Source organism: Psychrobacter sp. Pi2-51 (assembly GCF_904846665.1).
GTDB lineage: Bacteria > Pseudomonadota > Gammaproteobacteria > Pseudomonadales > Moraxellaceae > Psychrobacter > Psychrobacter glaciei.
In genome coordinates this window covers 1-17,478 of record NZ_CAJHBP010000021.1, presented here as the reverse complement: position 1 = coordinate 17,478, position 17,478 = coordinate 1, and the positions used below count along the sequence as shown (strand labels likewise).

Sequence of the window (17,478 nt, the reverse complement as noted above, 5' to 3'; positions counted from 1 at the left end):
TATTATTAGCTTTTGTATTGATAATGCAGATATTAGGACTGCTGATAGAACCAAACTGTAGTCATTTTAAAATAAAATTGATACGCCAATATTGCCGTGCTACTGGTATAAATTTTACTTGCTTGCTGTGTCTACGCTGACAGAGGCTGCATAAAATATATCCCAGCATCACCGCATCGAGTGTGAAGTGAATAAACTATTTGCTTATTAATACGGGTTAAGCACAGATGTCTAAATATTGACGCACGACATTATCCATGCCTTGCTCCAGTGATTCAATCGTAAAGGCGTGACCAATTGACACTTCAGCGATATCACTGAGGTCGAGCAGATCAGCCAAATTATCCAAATTCAAATCATGACCAGCATTGACGCGGATACCGTTTTGATTGGCTAGATTAATACAGTCGCTAAAGCGTTGCTTGACCTCATCAAAATCAATATTGTCATCGCTCTTACCATTACTGTAAGCGCGCGCCCATTCTTCGGTATACATCTCGATCGTCTGTACATCGCTCTCGATGACTGCTTTGATTTGTTCGATATCAGGGTCGATGAATACCGCACAGCGCGTACCGAACGCTTCCAGCTCTTTGCTTAACGTGGATAAAAGCTCATGATGTTTAATGATATCAAAGCCATGATCAGAGGTCAGCTGATCGTCACTGTCTGGCACGAGCGTACATTGATGCGGCTTTACCTCACGGATAATTTTTAAAAACTGCTCGTTCGGATTACCTTCGATATTGAACTCAATCTCTGGATAATCCTTTAAGAATGCACTGATATCATAGACGTCTTGGTATCTGATATGACGCTCATCGGGTCTTGGGTGTACGGTAAAGCCTTTGACCCCTAGATCAATCAGCTTCTTCACAAAATACAACAGGTTAGGGTAGTCAGTACCGCGAGAGTTACGGATTAAAGCCAATTTATTCAAATTTACGCTAAACAATGTGCTCATAGCATTTCCTTTTTCATTGTTGTTATGGATAGATTTTTGGTTGTTAATGGCTAATAAAAATCGTTGGTATCAGCATACTTCTTATTCAATGCCTTTAAAATAGCATAAGTCTCTAAATCTACTTCGCCCGTTGGATTCAGAGGTCGAAAGTGTAGCTGAAACGCATAGACTACATCGCGACTGGCTTTGTCCCATTCGTCGCTATTATTGATCTGATAGCCATAATCTCGAAATTGCTGCTTGATCTCAGGTATCGTGGCCGCTGCAAATGTGTCTATATCCATAAAAGCAAGCTTATCAGCGTCATCATACCAAGCGCCGATACCGTATTGCTTATACAGCTGCTGCCAAGGGAACTTGGCACCGGGGTCTATTTTACGTGAGGTTGCCATATCAGAATGACCGATGATATTCTTTGGTGAGATGCCATATCTGGCGGTGATATCTTGCACCAGCTCCGCGACTTTTTTAATCTGTAACTCATCAAAAGCCACATAATGCTCATAAGGATGATACGTTAACTTGCCGTCTTTTAGTGCATTTTGATACTCAGACGCAATGCCTGTATTGACGATTTCTATGCCGATAGAGGTATCGTTCAAGATGGTCCGTCCTGCAAAACTGCCATCACCTGCATGCCAAGCTCGTTCATTTTCTGGTACTAAATTATAAATTTTATCATCGTCATTATCTAACACTAGATAGTGGGCACTGACCTTGCCTGTGGTCAGTGTGTTGATAGATCGGTCATTGTCTGAAACCGTATAGTGCAGCACAATGGTTTTGATACGTTCGCTTTTGCCAGTGGCTTGGTAGGTTTTACTATCCACGATGTAGCTCTTGGTGGTCGCGACTGGGGAGGTCGTGGTCACGCAGCCAATCAGCGGTAGTGTTAGGCCAAATGCTAAAAATATGTTTTTTACCATGAAATGCTCTGTAAGGGGAGGGTAGATAAGATGTTTGAGATAATAGTTTTTCGTGTTTCGCCTACTTATAATTTGCTTTGCTCAATAGCATTAATAATCTCATTACCTAGATTACGAGTATTTTTTTGGTTACCACTACCATTATCAAGCTTAATATTGAACTGATTAGAAAGATATCTTAGAACGGGCTTAGCACTGACTACAGTACTATTTTTACTTATAAGGATTGTTGAGTCTTCGAGTTGAATAATTTCATAATCTTCAATTTGGACTTTTCTTTTTTCTGGACTATTTGAAGTTAGAAGTTTTTCGATTTCATAACCAAGTGTGTCAGTAGAAAATTCAATAAACTCTTCGATATTCACTTTACCCCATTGGCTTGATACGACATACTGAGAACCATCACCCGTTCTCAAAATATCACTATCATTCAAGAAATATCTAGCCCTACCCTTAGCTCTAGCATGATCTTGAGCTGCCTTTAAATTTTCTACAATCGGTTGAGAGTGAGCAATATTATCAAAATCATTGATTAGTGCATCAATAGATTGATTTCTATGTTGGTTAAAATGATATTTAATAATTTCTAGTGCAAGTCTACCTTTACCTAATTCCATATCATTAAATCGGTACTTTGAATAATCTCGTGAGCTGTCTTTACGAATATCTCTTTTTTCCTCTAGTTTACGTCTTACCTTGATTTGATAGTCTTCTGCTTCAGGTAAAGGAATGATCTGCTGAATATCGATCAGTATTTTTCCGTTATCGTTGTAGGGCTGTATCTTCATACAAGTAATGTCTAAATTACGTTCATTCAGCCAAATGACGGAAGTCGTTAACTCGGCAGAAAAATCTTGTGAGACTAAGATAGTTTTAACATCTTCTGCAAAACCTGATTCATCAATGTTAACCTCAACAAAGTCTTCAATTTCATCCTGTGTTTCTTCTAGAGAGTAGTTAGGATAACCATTTTGTTTTTTGTATTTGCGGAATACTTCTATAGCATCCTCAAATGTCATAGTAGAAATCATAGAGGCATAACGCAAAGCTTGCAGCTCCATATGATCGCCTGTATCAGTTCTTTTCAACTCAATAACGACTAAATTGGCTTGCTTATCGATCGCTAGCAAATCAATTCTTTTTCTTGAGCCTTGCCAGTCAGAGAACTCCTCTGCTATAACCATACAATCAGGAGCGATAATATTAATATTATTTTTAAAAGCTTCTTGTAAATCATCTCGTTCAAAAATAGATTCAATTACAAAGCTAGTAGGCGTGATTGCTAATAGCTGTTTATCCTCTAAGGAATAAATACTCATATTAATATTCTCATTATTTAACTAATAGTAGTGACATAGCGTTATTAGAACTTATAGCACTCAATCTTTCCGAATCTTCTTAGCCAATACCTTTTTCCAACTCTCCTCCAAACACTCAATCGCGAGCCACGGCTCAATCACCTCAGCATCGTATTTCTCTTTTGAGTTTGCCAATTGCCACAGTGTCTCAAGTGTTGCGAACGGATAGGGGCGTTCTATCAAGTAAACTGGCAAATCCGCATTAATTAGACCGTCTGTCACGACTTGGAAGTACCAGCCAGAGATACCTTGTTTGCTGACCCATGCTGCGATATTTGGCACTTTAGTAAATTGTCCGATTTGATCATTGATTTTGTAGCAGGGGCGTCGCGGTTGGACGATACGTAGCTGAACGCAATCGCCATCATTACTATTGTCTTGACCGTTCTCAAAATGCCCACCGTACTGATAAACGTCACCAATGCAAACCGTAGACTCAGTCATTTCCGGTAGACCATTGACGGCTTCGGTCGTGAGGTTTTCGCCCAATGTACCGACGCGCACTTTTAGACCAAACTCTGTATTGATATGCTCATAAGTTGCAGGTGCTAGTTGATGCACGGCTTTTAGCGGGCCACCATGATGCTTGCGATCGGCTTGCTCATCAGTGGTTAAGCCCATAAAGTTAACGGCGACAGAAGATTTGATAGGTGCTTTATCAATGGCGCTCATTTCTTCACGGGTGAATGGCATGGACTTGCCAGCACGCACACAGGTTAGGGTGGCAATATGTAGCGGCAAGTCTTGGTTAAAGTCTTGTTTGCTTTGTGCCGTTGCTGGTAACGTAGATATCATCGGTTCTGTGCTCATAAGCCGCTCTGATGGTTGGTTGTTTTTGAGGCAGTAATGCTGACTGGTTGCTGATATCTTAGCGTAATCTTTAACCATTTTCAGAATATTTATTAGGCACAGAGCCGCTTATTTTTACATAAAAAAAGACCAGAATAATCATCTGGTCTTTTTGGTAATACGTTTTTCAATGTTGAATGATTGTCGTAATCAACACTCTTATTTGTTTTTGTTACGACGACCGGCCGTTTTCTTCTCACGTGGCACAGCGACCAGCTCAGCCAACTGCTCAGGTGATGACCATAGGCCTTCTAAGTCATAAAACTCGCGTGCTTGTGGTGTCATCATATGGACGACAACAGCGCCCAAATCGATCAACGTCCAGTCAGAGTCGATACCGCCTTCACGGCCAAGTGGCATAAAGCCCGCTTGCTTAGCTTCAGCACCAACGCTGTCAGCCATTGCGCGTACATGGCGCTTAGAGGTACCGTCAGCGATCACGATGCGCTCCATCACGTCTGTCAAATCTTCTACATTCATTACAGTGATGTTCTTCGCTTTCATATCGTCTAGCGCAGTTTCTACAACGGTTAAGCATTCTTTTAAGCGTTCTTCAGTCATGGTGTTGGTCATAAAATTTAATCTCTTGAATCGTAAATATTAAAATAAATAGGTTAATTGTCAATTTGCCATCTCGCACTGACCAGATAGAGGCAGTGACGTATAGAGATATAATAGGCAAAAAACAAAGATAAGACAATTTTAACGGAATTGAGCAGCAGAATATAGCTGATGGGCAATAATATATTGATAAATAGCAGGATTTAGCCATTTAGCGAATGGATTGGATTCAGTATTGCCAATGATATCATTTATTGACGGGATAGATGTGATTTGCGCTTCGGCTGAAGGCATTATATTTGGTTGATTGCCCAGTTTTTGTAGCTGCTGGCGTATTTGAGTGCTCGATATGGCCGATATAGGACGCGGGTCTATATAGATGCGACCTTGATGAGGATTTTTCAAGACGCCACTATCTGCTTGAGTTTGAGTGGGTGTGGGTAGCGCGACCAGTTCAGCAGGAGAGTCGGTTGTTTTGTTTTGCATTTCAATAGGTAACTGGGCGTGCAGCTGGGTTTGTAGATTAGCTAACGTCTGCATCGCTGGTTTTTTATCAGCAAGATGTGTATTGATGTCAAAAAGATGGTCATCACTGTCAGAAAAGCCACCACGGTTAAAAACCCAGAGGTCGACATAATCCGTCAGCTTGAGTCCGTCTTTCCATTTATCTAAGCTCCGTGCACTGTCCATCCCCATAATAAATATCAAGCTGTCATGCGGATAGCGCTGCCGTAACGTGCGGACGCTATCGATAGTATAGACGGGCGGTGCTTGCCACAGCTCCAGCTCATCAATCTGTAATGGGGTATTAAGTGTTGCGAGCTTTAGCATTGCCAGACGGTGCTTAGGGTTGGTGCTTTCATTTTTAAAAGGCGAGCGGGCATTGGGCAGTAAGGACACATGCAGTGCGCGCTGTTGCTGCTTCGCTATTGGCAATAAATGCTGGTAGACGTACATCGCCATTTGCAGATGACCCTTGTGTACGGGATCAAATGAGCCACCCAAGTAGGCACGAATGGCAGGGGCAGTATTTTCTGCAAGGCGGTCATTGGTAAGGTTTGGCATAAATAAACGGGTCAAATGGTCAGTAAAAAAACGTTATGATGGATTAAAAATAGTCGATACTAAATAAAATAGATACACGACATTATAATGCGTGACTGGTACAAATTTTTCTTGCTTGCTGTGCCTACGCAGACAGAGGCTACAAAAAATTTATATCAGTCACACTGTCTATTTTTTATATTGACCTGACTATAGCGCTATTGTAGTGGGCAACGGAGCGTCTGTCATTAAAATGGCAATAAAAAGCCGACCATCATAGTGACAGTCGGCTGTGTTATATACTGCTAATCATTAAAATTTTAATCAGAAAACCGTGTGATGCTTAAATCAAGTCGCTTAAATTAAGTCGCTATGGGCTTGGATAGCAGTTAGCGCGATGGTATAGATAATATCATCGACCAAGGCACCACGTGATAGATCGTTTACTGGTTTATTTAAGCCTTGTAGCATCGGCCCAACACTGATGACGTTGGCGCTACGTTGTACTGCTTTATAAGTGGTATTGCCCGTATTAAGATCTGGGAAGATAAAGACATTGGCTTGTCCCGCGACAGGTGAGTCTGGTGCTTTTTGCTTGCCGACACTCATGACAGAGGCCGCGTCGTACTGTAGTGGGCCGTCGACTTTTAGATTTGGCGCACGCTCGCGGACGATTTGAGTCGCACGGGCGACTTTTTCGACATCCGCGCCTGTGCCTGATGAGCCAGTCGAGTAGCTGATCATCGCGACTTTTGGATCGATACCAAAGGCTGCGGCAGACTGAGCCGACTGGATAGCAATCTCTGCCAGCTCTTCAGCATTGGGATCAGGGTTGATCGCACAGTCACCATAGACCACCACTTGCTCAGGCAATAGCATAAAAAAGACTGACGATACTAAGGAATACTGCGGCGCGGTTTTGATTAACTGAAATGCTGGGCGTACCGTATTGGCAGTCGTATGAATCGCACCTGAAACCAGACCGTCGACTTCATCTAACTGAAGCATAATGGTACCCAAGTACACGGTGTCCTTTAGGTATTCGGCAGCGACATCTTCGGATGTTTTACCCTTGCGGCGCTCAACGATGGCGGCGATATATTTGCTCATGTCGAGGCTGTCAGGGTCGATGATTTCTAGACCTTCAGGCAGCGTCAAATCACGGTTTTTGGCGACTTGCTCGACATCGCTACGCTTGGCAAGCAGTACACAGTTAGCGATGCCACGGCTTTGGCAGATGCAGGCAGCTTCTACAGTACGTGGTTCAGAACCTTCTGGTAGCACGATGCGTTTTTTGGCTTGCTGGGATTTTTTGACCAACTGATGGCGAAATGCAGAAGGTGACAAGCGCGGCTCATGATTGCGGCTAAAGTATTCCTTAATCCAGCTTAGATCCAAGTGCGCAGCCACATAACGAGCCACTTCTTCAGCGCGATCAATATCATCGCTTGGAATCTCAGAGCTCATGTGTACAAGGCTCTGTACCGTCTCATAGCTGTCGCTTTCGACACTCATGACAGGGATGCCAGTTTTGAGCGCTGAATGCCAAAGCTCTGTAACCGTCGGGCTGGGTGTGATACCGCCAGTCAATACCAAGCCTGCCAGTGGAATCCCATTGATACAGGCCAATCCAGCGGCCAGCAGCAAGTCATCACGATCACCCGGCACCACGATTAAGGTGCCACGCTTAAAGACTTCATTGACGCGTGACACTGAGCGCGCCGTTAGGCTGATACGGTTGATGCGACGTGTTTTAGCTTCCCCAACATTTAGCCATGTGGCATCAAGCTCTGTAGCAATATCCCATGTACGCGGCACAGATAGTGAGTCACTAAAGGGTACCACACCGATAAGGCGAAACGCTTCGGTATTGAACGAAGGCGATAAGCGCTGAACCTCTTGCATAAAGTTCGGGTCCAAGCTGACGACGGCTTCCCCAGGTGCGACAGGTTGATTGTCAAAAGTGTTGGGCACATCTTGCACACGCATCAAAATCACGCCTAACGTACGCGAATCGATGACACCACCGAACTCACGGGCGTGCACATCCAGTTTGTCTGCTAAATAGGCAGGTTTGCTGATGTCAGCGGTACTGACAAATATAATCTTGGCATCCAAAGCGTGAGCGATTGCTCGGTTGATTTGTGAGGCATAAGAGGTCTCGGTGGTCGGTACCAAACCTTCGCAGATGACCACATCATAATCATCGCCGAGCGTATGATAATTGCCGACGACTTCTTCCATTAAATCATCGAGGTTGTCATCGCCGATCATGCGCTCGACGTGCTGACGGCTGATAGATTTGGGTGGCTTTAGACCAAAGGCATGCATGGCCAACGCACTTGAGCTGTCCAAGCTGTGTTGTTTATCAAGGGTGTCATCTTGCAAAAACGGCTTCATAAAGCCCGCTTTTATACCGTTATAGTCAAACGCCCGAATCAATCCAAGCGCAGCCGATGTCACACCGATACCGCGACTGATGGGAACAAGTAAAATGGTTTGCATAAGGTTTCCTACGATTTATTTTGTTTTAGACTTCGATTTATTATTGGCAGCATAAAAAATACTGAGCGTTTTATTCTATGTTTTTTATAACCATCAAGAATGATAAACGCTGAGTATAATATCTAAATAGGCTTATACCAAATTCAAGGCCTGACGCGTCTCTTGCGCGATACGGTATTCTTCATCCGTTGGTACGACCCACAGCTCAATACTACTGTCATCTGCATGGAAGCTGCCTTCTTTACCACGGGATAAATCCGCGTTTTTGTCCGCATCTATTTTGATACCAAAATGACGCATCACTGCTAAGATGCTGGCACGCGTGGTCACTGAGTTTTCACCGATACCACCGGTAAAGACGATACCAGTAAACTCCGGTAGCGCACAGCTCAAGCTGGCAAGGTATTTACCAGCGCGGTAGCAGAACATCTCGATCGCAAGTTGCGCGTCTTTATGACCTTCACTGGCTGCTTGCTCGATAGTACGCAAATCGTTAGATAAGCCTGATATGCCCAGCAGTCCACTGTCACTATTGAGCATTTTATCAGTCTCTTCTAGGCTTATACCGAGTTGACGCTTTAGATGCATGTGCAAGCTAGGATCGACATCACCGCTACGCGTACCCATCATCAGACCTTCGAGTGGGGTCAGACCCATACTGGTATCGAGACTCTTGCCATCGTATACGGCAGCCACCGAGCAGCCATTACCGAGATGTGCTGTTAGCCAACCATGTGGCCCTTTAGACTCCGTGATTTGGCTGGTACGCTCTGAGACATAGGCATGAGAGGTGCCATGAAAACCATAACGACGGATTTTGTGTTCTTCGTACAGGTACTTTGGCAGGGCATAACGAAACGCAACGGGCGGCATCGTTTGGTGAAAGGCGGTATCAAACACCACAACTTGCGGCATATCAGGATAAATGGCTTGCACCGCTTCGATACCCAACGCATTGGCAGGATTGTGTAGTGGTGCCAGTATCTTGAGGCGTTTGACTTCTGCGAGTGCATGATCGTCGACTCGCACAGCTGCTGAGTATTCACGGCCACCATGTACCACGCGATGACCGACCGCGATGAAATGGTACTGCTCTAATAGCTCAAGGATTTTTTGTAGCGCCAATTTATGACGACCACCCGGGATAGAGATTTCGAGTTTTTCGCCATTTAGAGTGGTGTGTTTGATACGGGCAGTATCCAGACCTAAGTTTTCGGCAAGACCAGTAATACGAGTAGAGTTGTCATCACTAATCAATGCGTATTTGATAGAAGAAGAGCCACAATTAAGGACTAAAGTAGGACTGGTCAGGGTTGATGTGTCAGAGTTTTTATCATCAAAAGTGGTGGTCAGGCTGGCGCTCATACTCTATCCTTAGATTATATTTTATAAGTGTTGAATCATTATAGATTAACACGGGTTAAATAAACAAAAACCAGCCGTATTCATGCTGACATCCGTCAAACAAAAATAGGGCTGATTTTGGTCATTCTTGCACGGCCATACTTGTCGAGTGTCGATGAGGCGCTTGCTAGCGCGCTCGTCACAGCTGCAAGGTCGGGCTATAATGTAACATATTTTTTTGCTTATACCACGACCACGATAAGGTTTAAATTCAGTACTTAGCGTGTAATAAATACAACTGTGCACCGAGTATCATTGGGGTTTAATAGCTGCTAAAGCACTAAAACCATGAGCAATATAAATTGTAAGAAAGTTTGTCAAAAAGCTGCCAAATCGCTATTTGCTAACTAAAATGGTGCTCTCGTAATAGTTCTAAAGGTAATGTAGTACATCCAAAATAAAGTAACCCCTCAAAATAATACCAACGCTTAATAAATTTTTGAGTGATTCACAATTACTATGAATAGCCATTATGAATGGTCATTATTAATAGCCACTATGCGCACAGCTTTATAGAATAATGCTATGATTAAAACCTTGTCGTATCCTCCTGTTTTGGTGCTCGATTTTTAATTTGGTTTTTACTAGGGCGTGTCTTCATTTCAAAAATGGTGATAAAAATGAGATAAATTGCCGTCAAACAAGAAAAATAGCGCAGATAATATCGGGATATTAACCAGCTATTTGACGATGTTGGGCAAGATTTAGCCATTTTTAGCCCATTTAGATGACTATCGATTGAATTGAAGATAAGCCCCAATACTGCTTGCTCTTAGCGCCTCCACACCATTGCAATGTTAAAGGTCATCTATTCTATGTTTATTAAATCCCATTTCTCCAAGTCTGAGTCTACTAACGTATTGGTTAGCAGTAGCCGCCGTGTCTTCTATACTTTCATTATTGGCAGTACCATGATGTTGGGCTTGTCAGGCTGCGGGCAAAAAGGCGATTTGTATTTAGTAGACTCCAGTAGCCAGACCGTGCAAGAGAGTACCGATAAAATCGACAGTACCAGCAATCCACAAGACGCTGCCTTCGCTAGTGTCGATGATGATGACTATCAAAAAACGCGCTACCTAGAACAGCAGCAAGTATTGCCTGAGCCGAGTACCGATATTAACGATTATTAATTTTATAGAAAAATTGTTTGTCAAAGAGCCGTTCTTGCTCGCCGCAACCGACAACCTTTACCCTTGATAACCTGATGAAATTAGAGATGTTTATATGAGTCATTCTGAGCAACACGCAGGCGTAACCGATGTTACTATTGGTGAGTCAGTCACCACCCAGACTGAGCAAGGGTTATATATCGACCCTAACGCTTTAACTGCCCACTTACCAGCACTACACTATCGCGACGACGCTTTATATATGGAGCAAGTTAGTGTCGCAGCGTTGGCCAAGCATTATGGCACGCCTTGTTATGTTTACTCAAAACAGGCGATATTAGACGTCTATCAAGCCTATACGGATAGCTTTTCTAGTCTAAAGCATCAAGTTTGTTATGCGGTTAAGGCCAACTCTAATCTAGCCGTGCTCGGTATCCTAGCGCAAGCGGGTGCAGGGTTTGATATTGTCTCGCGTGGCGAGCTGATGCGAGTGTTGGCAGCAGGTGGCGAAGCTGCGCGCGTGGTATTCTCCGGCGTGGGTAAAACTCGCGGTGATATCGAATATGCACTGACCCAAGGTATTGGTTGCTTCAATGTCGAGTCGATTAGCGAGCTGACCTTAATCAATGAAGTCGCAAAGTCACTTGATAAGCCTGCGCCGATATCACTACGGGTCAATCCAGATGTCGATGCCAACACCCATCCGTACATCTCAACAGGTTTAAAAGACAACAAATTCGGCATCGCCCATGAAGATGCGGCTGCTGTCTATCAGCAAGCGGCAGAACTGTCGCATATCGATATCGTCGGAATTGATTGTCATATTGGCTCGCAGTTGACTGAGGTTGAGCCATTTGTTGCCGCGCTCGATAAAATCATTGAACTGGTGCATAGCCTGCGCGACAAAGGTATCGAGCTACTCCATATCGATTTGGGCGGCGGCTTAGGGGTGCGTTATATTGATGAAACGCCTGTGACTATCGATGAGTTTGCCGAGGCGTTATTGCCTAAATTAAGCGCGCTTGGCCTGACGGTATTCTTTGAGCCGGGTCGTAGTATTGTGGCCAATGCCGGTATCTTATTGACCACAGTTGACGTATTAAAGCCAACCGAGCATAAGAATTTTGCCATTGTTGATGCCGCGATGAACGATTTGATTCGTCCAGCTTTATACCAAGCTGAAATGGCTGTGATTCCTGAAACATTACCGCAGAATGGTCTAGATAGTGACGGTACGCAGCCGTGGGATATCGTTGGTGCTATCTGCGAAACAGGGGATTTCTTAGCGAAAGACCGTTTGTTGTCGCTTGCTACAGGTGATGTTTTAGCGATAACGGGCGCTGGTGCTTATGGCTTTACCATGAGTAGCAATTATAATTCGCGTCCGCGTGCTAGTGAGGTCATGGTGGCTAATGATCGCCATCAGCTGATTCGCAAACGCGAAACCATTGAAGCGTTATATGCAGACGAAACGCTGTGGCAAGCCGAGTAATATTATTAATGTCTGCCATGACATTTGAATATAAAAAAACCCACTATCGTACTGATAGTGGGTTTTTTTATAGCAGAGCTTTATCAAGATATTGGTTTTAAAGGATAAATATAACTTAGTATTTGATAGCGGTGATAATTATGATTGTATCTGACAGCGTGCTAATATAACACATACATAAAAATAGGATAGGACTCAAGGATATGCTCATAGAATTTACAAAAATGCATGGTCTGGGCAATGATTTTATGGTCATCGATTTGGTGACCCAGCGCTTAGAATTAACCAAGGATTTGGTGCAGTTGTTGGGTGATCGTCATTTGGGCATTGGCTTCGATCAATTGCTCGTGGTTGAACCGCCCATGCGCCCTGATGTCGATTTTGGTTATCGTATTTTTAATACTGATGGCACCGAGGTCGAGCAGTGTGGCAATGGCGCACGTTGTTTTGCACGTTTTGTGCAAGCACGTAAACTGTCATTTAAGCAGCGTCTGCGTGTTGAGACAGCGAGCGGTATTATTTCTTTGACCACTGATCGTTATGGTTGGGTAGAAGTCGATATGGGCAAGCCGAAATTTGAGCCAAACGAGATTCCATTTACTCCGAGAGCCACCACCAAAATTCAAAACACTTATCATCTAGACGTTAATGGAACGCCTGTACAGCTTTATGTTGCCAATATGGGCAACCCGCATGCCGTTATAAAAGTCGACAACGTACTCGATGCCGATGTTGAAACTTTGGGCAAAGCCATTGAGTCACATCCGGCATTTCCCGACCGTGTCAATGTCGGCTTCATGCAAGTGATGAACCAGCGTCATATTCGTCTACGTGTCTATGAGCGCGGTGTCGGCGAGACCCAAGCTTGTGGTACTGGCGCATGTGCGGCAGTGGCGGTCGGTATCCGTGAAGGCTGGCTCGATGAAGGCGAAGATGTGCGCGCACAGCTCTATGGCGGTAGCATGATTATCAAATGGCAGCCGGGCTATTCGGTCATGATGACGGGGCCAACGGCATTTGTCTACGAGGGCGTATTTAGCCCAGATGGTCTGATGGCGCAAGCGGGCATCAAGCCCAATCCAGAAGGCTAATAGACAATGACGACCGCGCCTACAGTAGATTCTAAGTCAAAATCATGGCTATCAGTCGAGCTGGCGGCCACTATCGAGTCCGATGCTGCGTTACGAGAGCTGCTCGCACCTGTGCATCGTTGGCTAAACACTTTGTCAGTGCGCAATCATTCACCTCATACATTGACCGCTTATTTTGCGGGGCTGAACCAACTGGCTCTGTTTTTACGCGGCAAGCGCTTGACGTGGACGCGCTGTGATAAGCGCCAACTTGCCCAGCATATCAGTCAACGACTCGATGAAGATAAGCTAGCACTTGCTAGTGTCCAGCAAGAGCTGTCCGCCATCCGCCATTTTTATGGGTGGCTGATCGAAGAGGATTTAGCACGTATCAATCCAACAACCGGCTATCAGCTTAAGCGCAGTCCTCGACCACTACCGTCGATCGCTGACGTGGACTTACTGACGCAATTACTGGATCAAGAAATCCCTGATACGCCGGAGCAAGCGCGCTTATGGTTGCGTGATAAAGCGATGTTTGAACTGCTTTATAGCAGCGGTCTACGTGTCGGCGAGTTGGTCGCCCTAGATATGGCAGATGTGGATTTGTCTGATTTGCGGGTACGAGTGACAGGTAAAGGCAATAAGACGCGCCTAGTACCATTGGGCGTCAAAGCAGCAGAAGCGATTACGCGCTATCTACCGCATCGTAACCTGTGGGTAGAGCAGATGGACACCGCATTATTTATCAGTGAAAAATTGGGCACACGCTTGTCAACGCGAGCAGTGCAACAACGCTTAAAGGTCGCTGCTACCCGTGCGGGTATCGCACAAAATATGTATCCGCATCTATTGCGCCATTGCTTTGCCTCGCACATGCTGTCGGGCAGCGGTGACTTGCGAGCGGTACAAGAGATGCTTGGGCATAGCGACATTAGCACCACACAAATTTATACCCATGTGGATTTTGCTAAGCTTACGCAAGTCTATGATCGCGCCCATCCGCGCGCGACTCATGCGCAAAATGACAAAGACTCAATGTAGAATATAAATTTTATAAAGTCTAAAGTTCTAAAAGCTTTCTTCTAAAACAAACCAGCGCTACCTTTAGGCCAAACGATGGCAGTCAAAGATGGGCATCTTTTGCCGACCTTGCGCTTGGGCAGCCTTATCAAAAGTTGCCAAGACGATTTCATAATTTTGCCGTTCTTGAACAACAGCTTCTTTGCCCATAGCCTGCTTACTCAGTGCACTATCATCATAACTATTTATAATAGTGCCATCAAAAGCGGTGATGGCGGTATGTCCCCACGTCTGCCGTGTACTCCCATTTTTATAGAGATGGTCACCGCCTTGTGCCGCGCCAATCACCATACATTGACTGTCTAGCGCACGCGCACGCAGCAACAGCGACCAATGTGCTTGCCCCGTCAAATAAGTAAAGGCTGACGGCGCGCTCAATATGTCAGCACCCGCTTGCCGCAAACGCTGCGCCAAGGCGGGGAAACGCAAATCAAAGCAAACCATCATCCCCAATTGATACACGGCATCATTTACCTCAATCGGTGCGATGACGGTTTGTGTGCCCGGCTCAAACGTGGCGGCTTCATTATAGTTGCCTTGCTTATCTGCCACCGTCGCTGTAAATAAATGAATTTTGTCATAGCGTGCAACCCTTTTGCCATCAGGGGCAAATAACTGGCTGACTTGACGCAATCTACCATCAGGTACGACCATGCCATCTGGGCGATAAACACAGGGCAGAGAGCCGACCAGCAGATAAATACCGTAGGTACGAGCGTAATCCGCCAACGTCGCTGATAGTGCATCAAATTGCTCAGCAGTGGCAAACTGCTCACCCATGCTGCAGCAGTTTTCTGGTAGCACAACCAGCTGAGCACCTTGGGCACGGGCATCAATGATGGCGGCTTTTATATCTGCTAAGTTGTTATCCGTGTTTTGCTGACTGTTCATTTGGATCGCAGCAATGGTGAATTGCGTATTATTTATAGGATTATTCATAGTTTGCTCCTCAGTTATTCTTGAGCTGACAAGGCGCTTATCTCATCTTTCTTATCATAATAAGCTTGTCATTATTAACAGGTTATATGTGCTGAAATCTTGATTCATTCAGGCAGTAAAATCTGTATCTCGGTATTTTTATAAAAAAGGTATTAAAAGCTCGTGCGCATGGGGTATAAATTATCATAGCAAAATTGTGGCAAAAAATGCTATCGTCATGACCTGATAATATGAACTCACGACCTTAATCAGCATAACATATAGTTGGTTCAACATAATTTAGATACAAAGCAGGCGATTGGAAGTGCTACAAACAGTAGGCTAAGCAAGCCAAACGCTGTATCTGATTTATACAGGATTAACTATAGACTATATCACCACGATTGGAGTGTAATAAGCTACCTATGAGTATGTCGTTCGGATTGGCGACCACGCTAAGTACATCACAAAAGCTCACCCCGCAAATGCAGCAAGCCATTAAATTGTTGCAGCTCTCTAGTCTTGAGCTCGCACAAGAGGTTCAGGCCAAGCTGGATAGTAATCCGCTGCTTGAACGTATCGAGGATGAGGAAGACGAATACGAGAGCAATAACGATACGATGGTGGATGACTTTAGCGAGCCATTAACCCTCGATACTTGGAACCAAGCTGCTGGCGCTGATTCATTTACCGCCTCATCTACTACTTCCAGCTATGACGACGATAGTACGGGCGATTACAGTGATGGTTCAGCGGATAGCTTCGATAAACTACAGCAGTCAGGTATCGATGAGGGTGCGACAGATTATCAAGCGTTAGACAGTGATGACGATAGTCGCTTTGATACTGACCGTTTTGATGCCAGTCATTTTAGTGCTGGCAGTGCTTCTAGTGCTTTAGCAAAATCAGATTACGATGAGTTTGATCGCTATCAAGGCGCTACTTGCGCCACGATACAGGATCATGTGCGTTGGCAGCTTAACTTTAAGCGTCTCTCAGAGACGGACATGCTGATTGCAGAATATCTGATGGACTCGATGGATGATATGGGTTTTGTGCGCCTTGATATTGATGAGCTATTACAAAGCTTTGAGACCATGGCAAGCTTTTATCAATGGGAGGAGCGCGTTGAGCATGATGAAGTCATGGCGGTACTGCGCGTTATTCAATCGTGCGATCCATTGGGCGTCGGTGCGCGCAATTTAAGTGAGTGTCTAGCGATTCAGCTGGTCAAGCTCGATGCTGATACTGACTATCTCAAAGAGGCGCAAGCGCTATTGTCCGCCAGTGAGCATTTAGTCAGTAATAATATCAAAGCGCTGACTGAACGGACAGGGTTGGCACCTGAGCATATTACCCCTGCGCTCACTCTATTACGCAGCTTAAACCCTTCGCCAGGTTTGCTGTTTCAAAGTAATCAGCCAGATTACGCTCAACCGCCTGCCAGTTATGACATTCCTGATGTGCTAGTCACGCCTATTCGTCGCCACAATACTCAGAACACCAATAATAGCAATAGAGCCAATGCTACTGCACAAATAGATGGCTGGCAGGTACGACTGAACCCTGAGACATTACCAAAACTACGGGTCAATCAAGAATATGCCAATTTGGTCAAACGTGGCGATGACAGCCCTGACAATCAATATTTGCGTGAAAATCTCACCGATGCGCGGCTGTTTATTCGTAGTATCGAAGAGCGCAATCAAAACCTGTTAAAGGTAGCGACCAGTATCGTGCGCTATCAGCAAGAGTTTTTGCAGCACGGCGCGACTGCCATGCAACCGCTTATCCTAAAAGTCATCGCTGAAGAGGTTGATTTACACGAATCGACCGTCTCGCGTTTGACCACTAGCAAAAGCATTTTGACACCGCAAGGCTTGTTTTCACTCAAGCATTTCTTCTCATCGCATGTCAGTAGTAGCGATGGCGACATCTCCTCGACGGCTATCAGCGCGATGATTAAGAAGCTGATAGCGGATGAAGACCCCAAAAAACCGCTGTCTGACAATCGCATAAAAGATCAGCTGCTTTCTGAAGGTATCGATATTGCTCGCCGAACGGTGGCCAAATATCGTGAAGCGATGAATATTGGCTCATCTGCCCAGCGCAAACAAAAATATTAATTGTCATAATTCAATGACTTATCCTCAAAGTCAGGAAAATTTCAATATACCTAATTATAAATATAAAAA

The 17,478-nt window shown here is 44.7% G+C and carries 14 protein-coding genes; 5 read left to right on the top strand and 9 right to left on the bottom strand.

All coding sequences use genetic code 11. From position 1 onward, the window contains the following. Positions 1 to 217 precede the first annotated feature (217 nt). The 8 genes from JMY08_RS10795 to JMY08_RS10760 all read right to left on the bottom strand — a co-directional run bounded on the left by JMY08_RS10795 (position 218) and on the right by JMY08_RS10760 (position 9,572). Positions 218 to 964, bottom strand: coding sequence for a pyridoxine 5'-phosphate synthase (locus JMY08_RS10795; RefSeq protein WP_201593293.1), 747 nt, complete (start codon positions 962 to 964; stop codon positions 218 to 220). 50 nt (positions 965 to 1,014) lie between these two features. Next, the gene (locus JMY08_RS10790; RefSeq protein WP_201593291.1) at positions 1,015 to 1,890 is read right to left on the bottom strand and encodes an N-acetylmuramoyl-L-alanine amidase; all 876 of its coding nucleotides are present in this window, start codon (positions 1,888 to 1,890) and stop codon (positions 1,015 to 1,017) included. A gap of 65 nt (positions 1,891 to 1,955) precedes the next feature. Continuing rightward, positions 1,956 to 3,209, bottom strand: a complete 1,254-nt coding sequence (locus tag JMY08_RS10785) for a hypothetical protein (protein ID WP_201593289.1) — start codon at positions 3,207 to 3,209, stop codon at positions 1,956 to 1,958. A gap of 60 nt (positions 3,210 to 3,269) precedes the next feature. Further along, entirely contained in the window at positions 3,270 to 4,043 is a 774-nt protein-coding gene (locus tag JMY08_RS10780; protein ID WP_201593328.1) for an MOSC domain-containing protein, read from the bottom strand. A 213-nt stretch (positions 4,044 to 4,256) separates the two neighbouring features. Beyond that, a complete protein-coding gene (gene rsfS / locus JMY08_RS10775) occupies positions 4,257 to 4,670 on the bottom strand; it encodes a ribosome silencing factor (protein ID WP_010195955.1) in 414 nt (137 codons plus the stop codon). Between the two features lie 129 nt (positions 4,671 to 4,799). Continuing rightward, positions 4,800 to 5,723: a nicotinate-nicotinamide nucleotide adenylyltransferase gene (locus JMY08_RS10770; protein WP_201593287.1), complete on the bottom strand. Its 924-nt coding sequence runs from the start codon at positions 5,721 to 5,723 to the stop codon at positions 4,800 to 4,802. 336 nt (positions 5,724 to 6,059) lie between these two features. Then, the gene (pta, locus tag JMY08_RS10765; RefSeq protein ID WP_201593285.1) at positions 6,060 to 8,207 is read right to left on the bottom strand and encodes a phosphate acetyltransferase; all 2,148 of its coding nucleotides are present in this window, start codon (positions 8,205 to 8,207) and stop codon (positions 6,060 to 6,062) included. Positions 8,208 to 8,339: 132 nt separating this feature from the next. After that, positions 8,340 to 9,572, bottom strand: coding sequence for an acetate/propionate family kinase (locus JMY08_RS10760; protein ID WP_201593283.1), 1,233 nt, complete (start codon positions 9,570 to 9,572; stop codon positions 8,340 to 8,342). Positions 9,573 to 10,426: 854 nt separating this feature from the next. On the opposite strand from JMY08_RS10760, the gene lptM reads away from it, so the two are divergent. The 4 genes from lptM to JMY08_RS10740 all read left to right on the top strand — a co-directional run bounded on the left by lptM (position 10,427) and on the right by JMY08_RS10740 (position 14,326). Next, entirely contained in the window at positions 10,427 to 10,741 is a 315-nt protein-coding gene (gene lptM / locus JMY08_RS10755; RefSeq protein ID WP_201593281.1) for an LPS translocon maturation chaperone LptM, read from the top strand. 94 nt (positions 10,742 to 10,835) lie between these two features. Further along, the gene (gene lysA, locus JMY08_RS10750) at positions 10,836 to 12,212 is read left to right on the top strand and encodes a diaminopimelate decarboxylase (RefSeq protein WP_413786700.1); all 1,377 of its coding nucleotides are present in this window, start codon (positions 10,836 to 10,838) and stop codon (positions 12,210 to 12,212) included. 203 nt (positions 12,213 to 12,415) lie between these two features. Then, the gene (gene dapF, locus JMY08_RS10745; RefSeq protein ID WP_201593279.1) at positions 12,416 to 13,303 is read left to right on the top strand and encodes a diaminopimelate epimerase; all 888 of its coding nucleotides are present in this window, start codon (positions 12,416 to 12,418) and stop codon (positions 13,301 to 13,303) included. A 6-nt stretch (positions 13,304 to 13,309) separates the two neighbouring features. After that, positions 13,310 to 14,326: a tyrosine recombinase XerC gene (locus tag JMY08_RS10740; RefSeq protein ID WP_201593278.1), complete on the top strand. Its 1,017-nt coding sequence runs from the start codon at positions 13,310 to 13,312 to the stop codon at positions 14,324 to 14,326. Positions 14,327 to 14,389: 63 nt separating this feature from the next. Here JMY08_RS10740 and JMY08_RS10735 read toward each other — a convergent pair whose 3' ends face one another. Further along, the gene (locus JMY08_RS10735) at positions 14,390 to 15,304 is read right to left on the bottom strand and encodes a nitrilase-related carbon-nitrogen hydrolase (RefSeq protein ID WP_201593277.1); all 915 of its coding nucleotides are present in this window, start codon (positions 15,302 to 15,304) and stop codon (positions 14,390 to 14,392) included. 404 nt (positions 15,305 to 15,708) lie between these two features. On the opposite strand from JMY08_RS10735, the gene rpoN reads away from it, so the two are divergent. Further along, positions 15,709 to 17,409 (top strand): RNA polymerase factor sigma-54, encoded by a 1,701-nt coding sequence (gene rpoN / locus JMY08_RS10730; protein ID WP_201593276.1) that lies wholly within the window; start codon positions 15,709 to 15,711, stop codon positions 17,407 to 17,409. Positions 17,410 to 17,478: the final 69 nt, after the last annotated feature.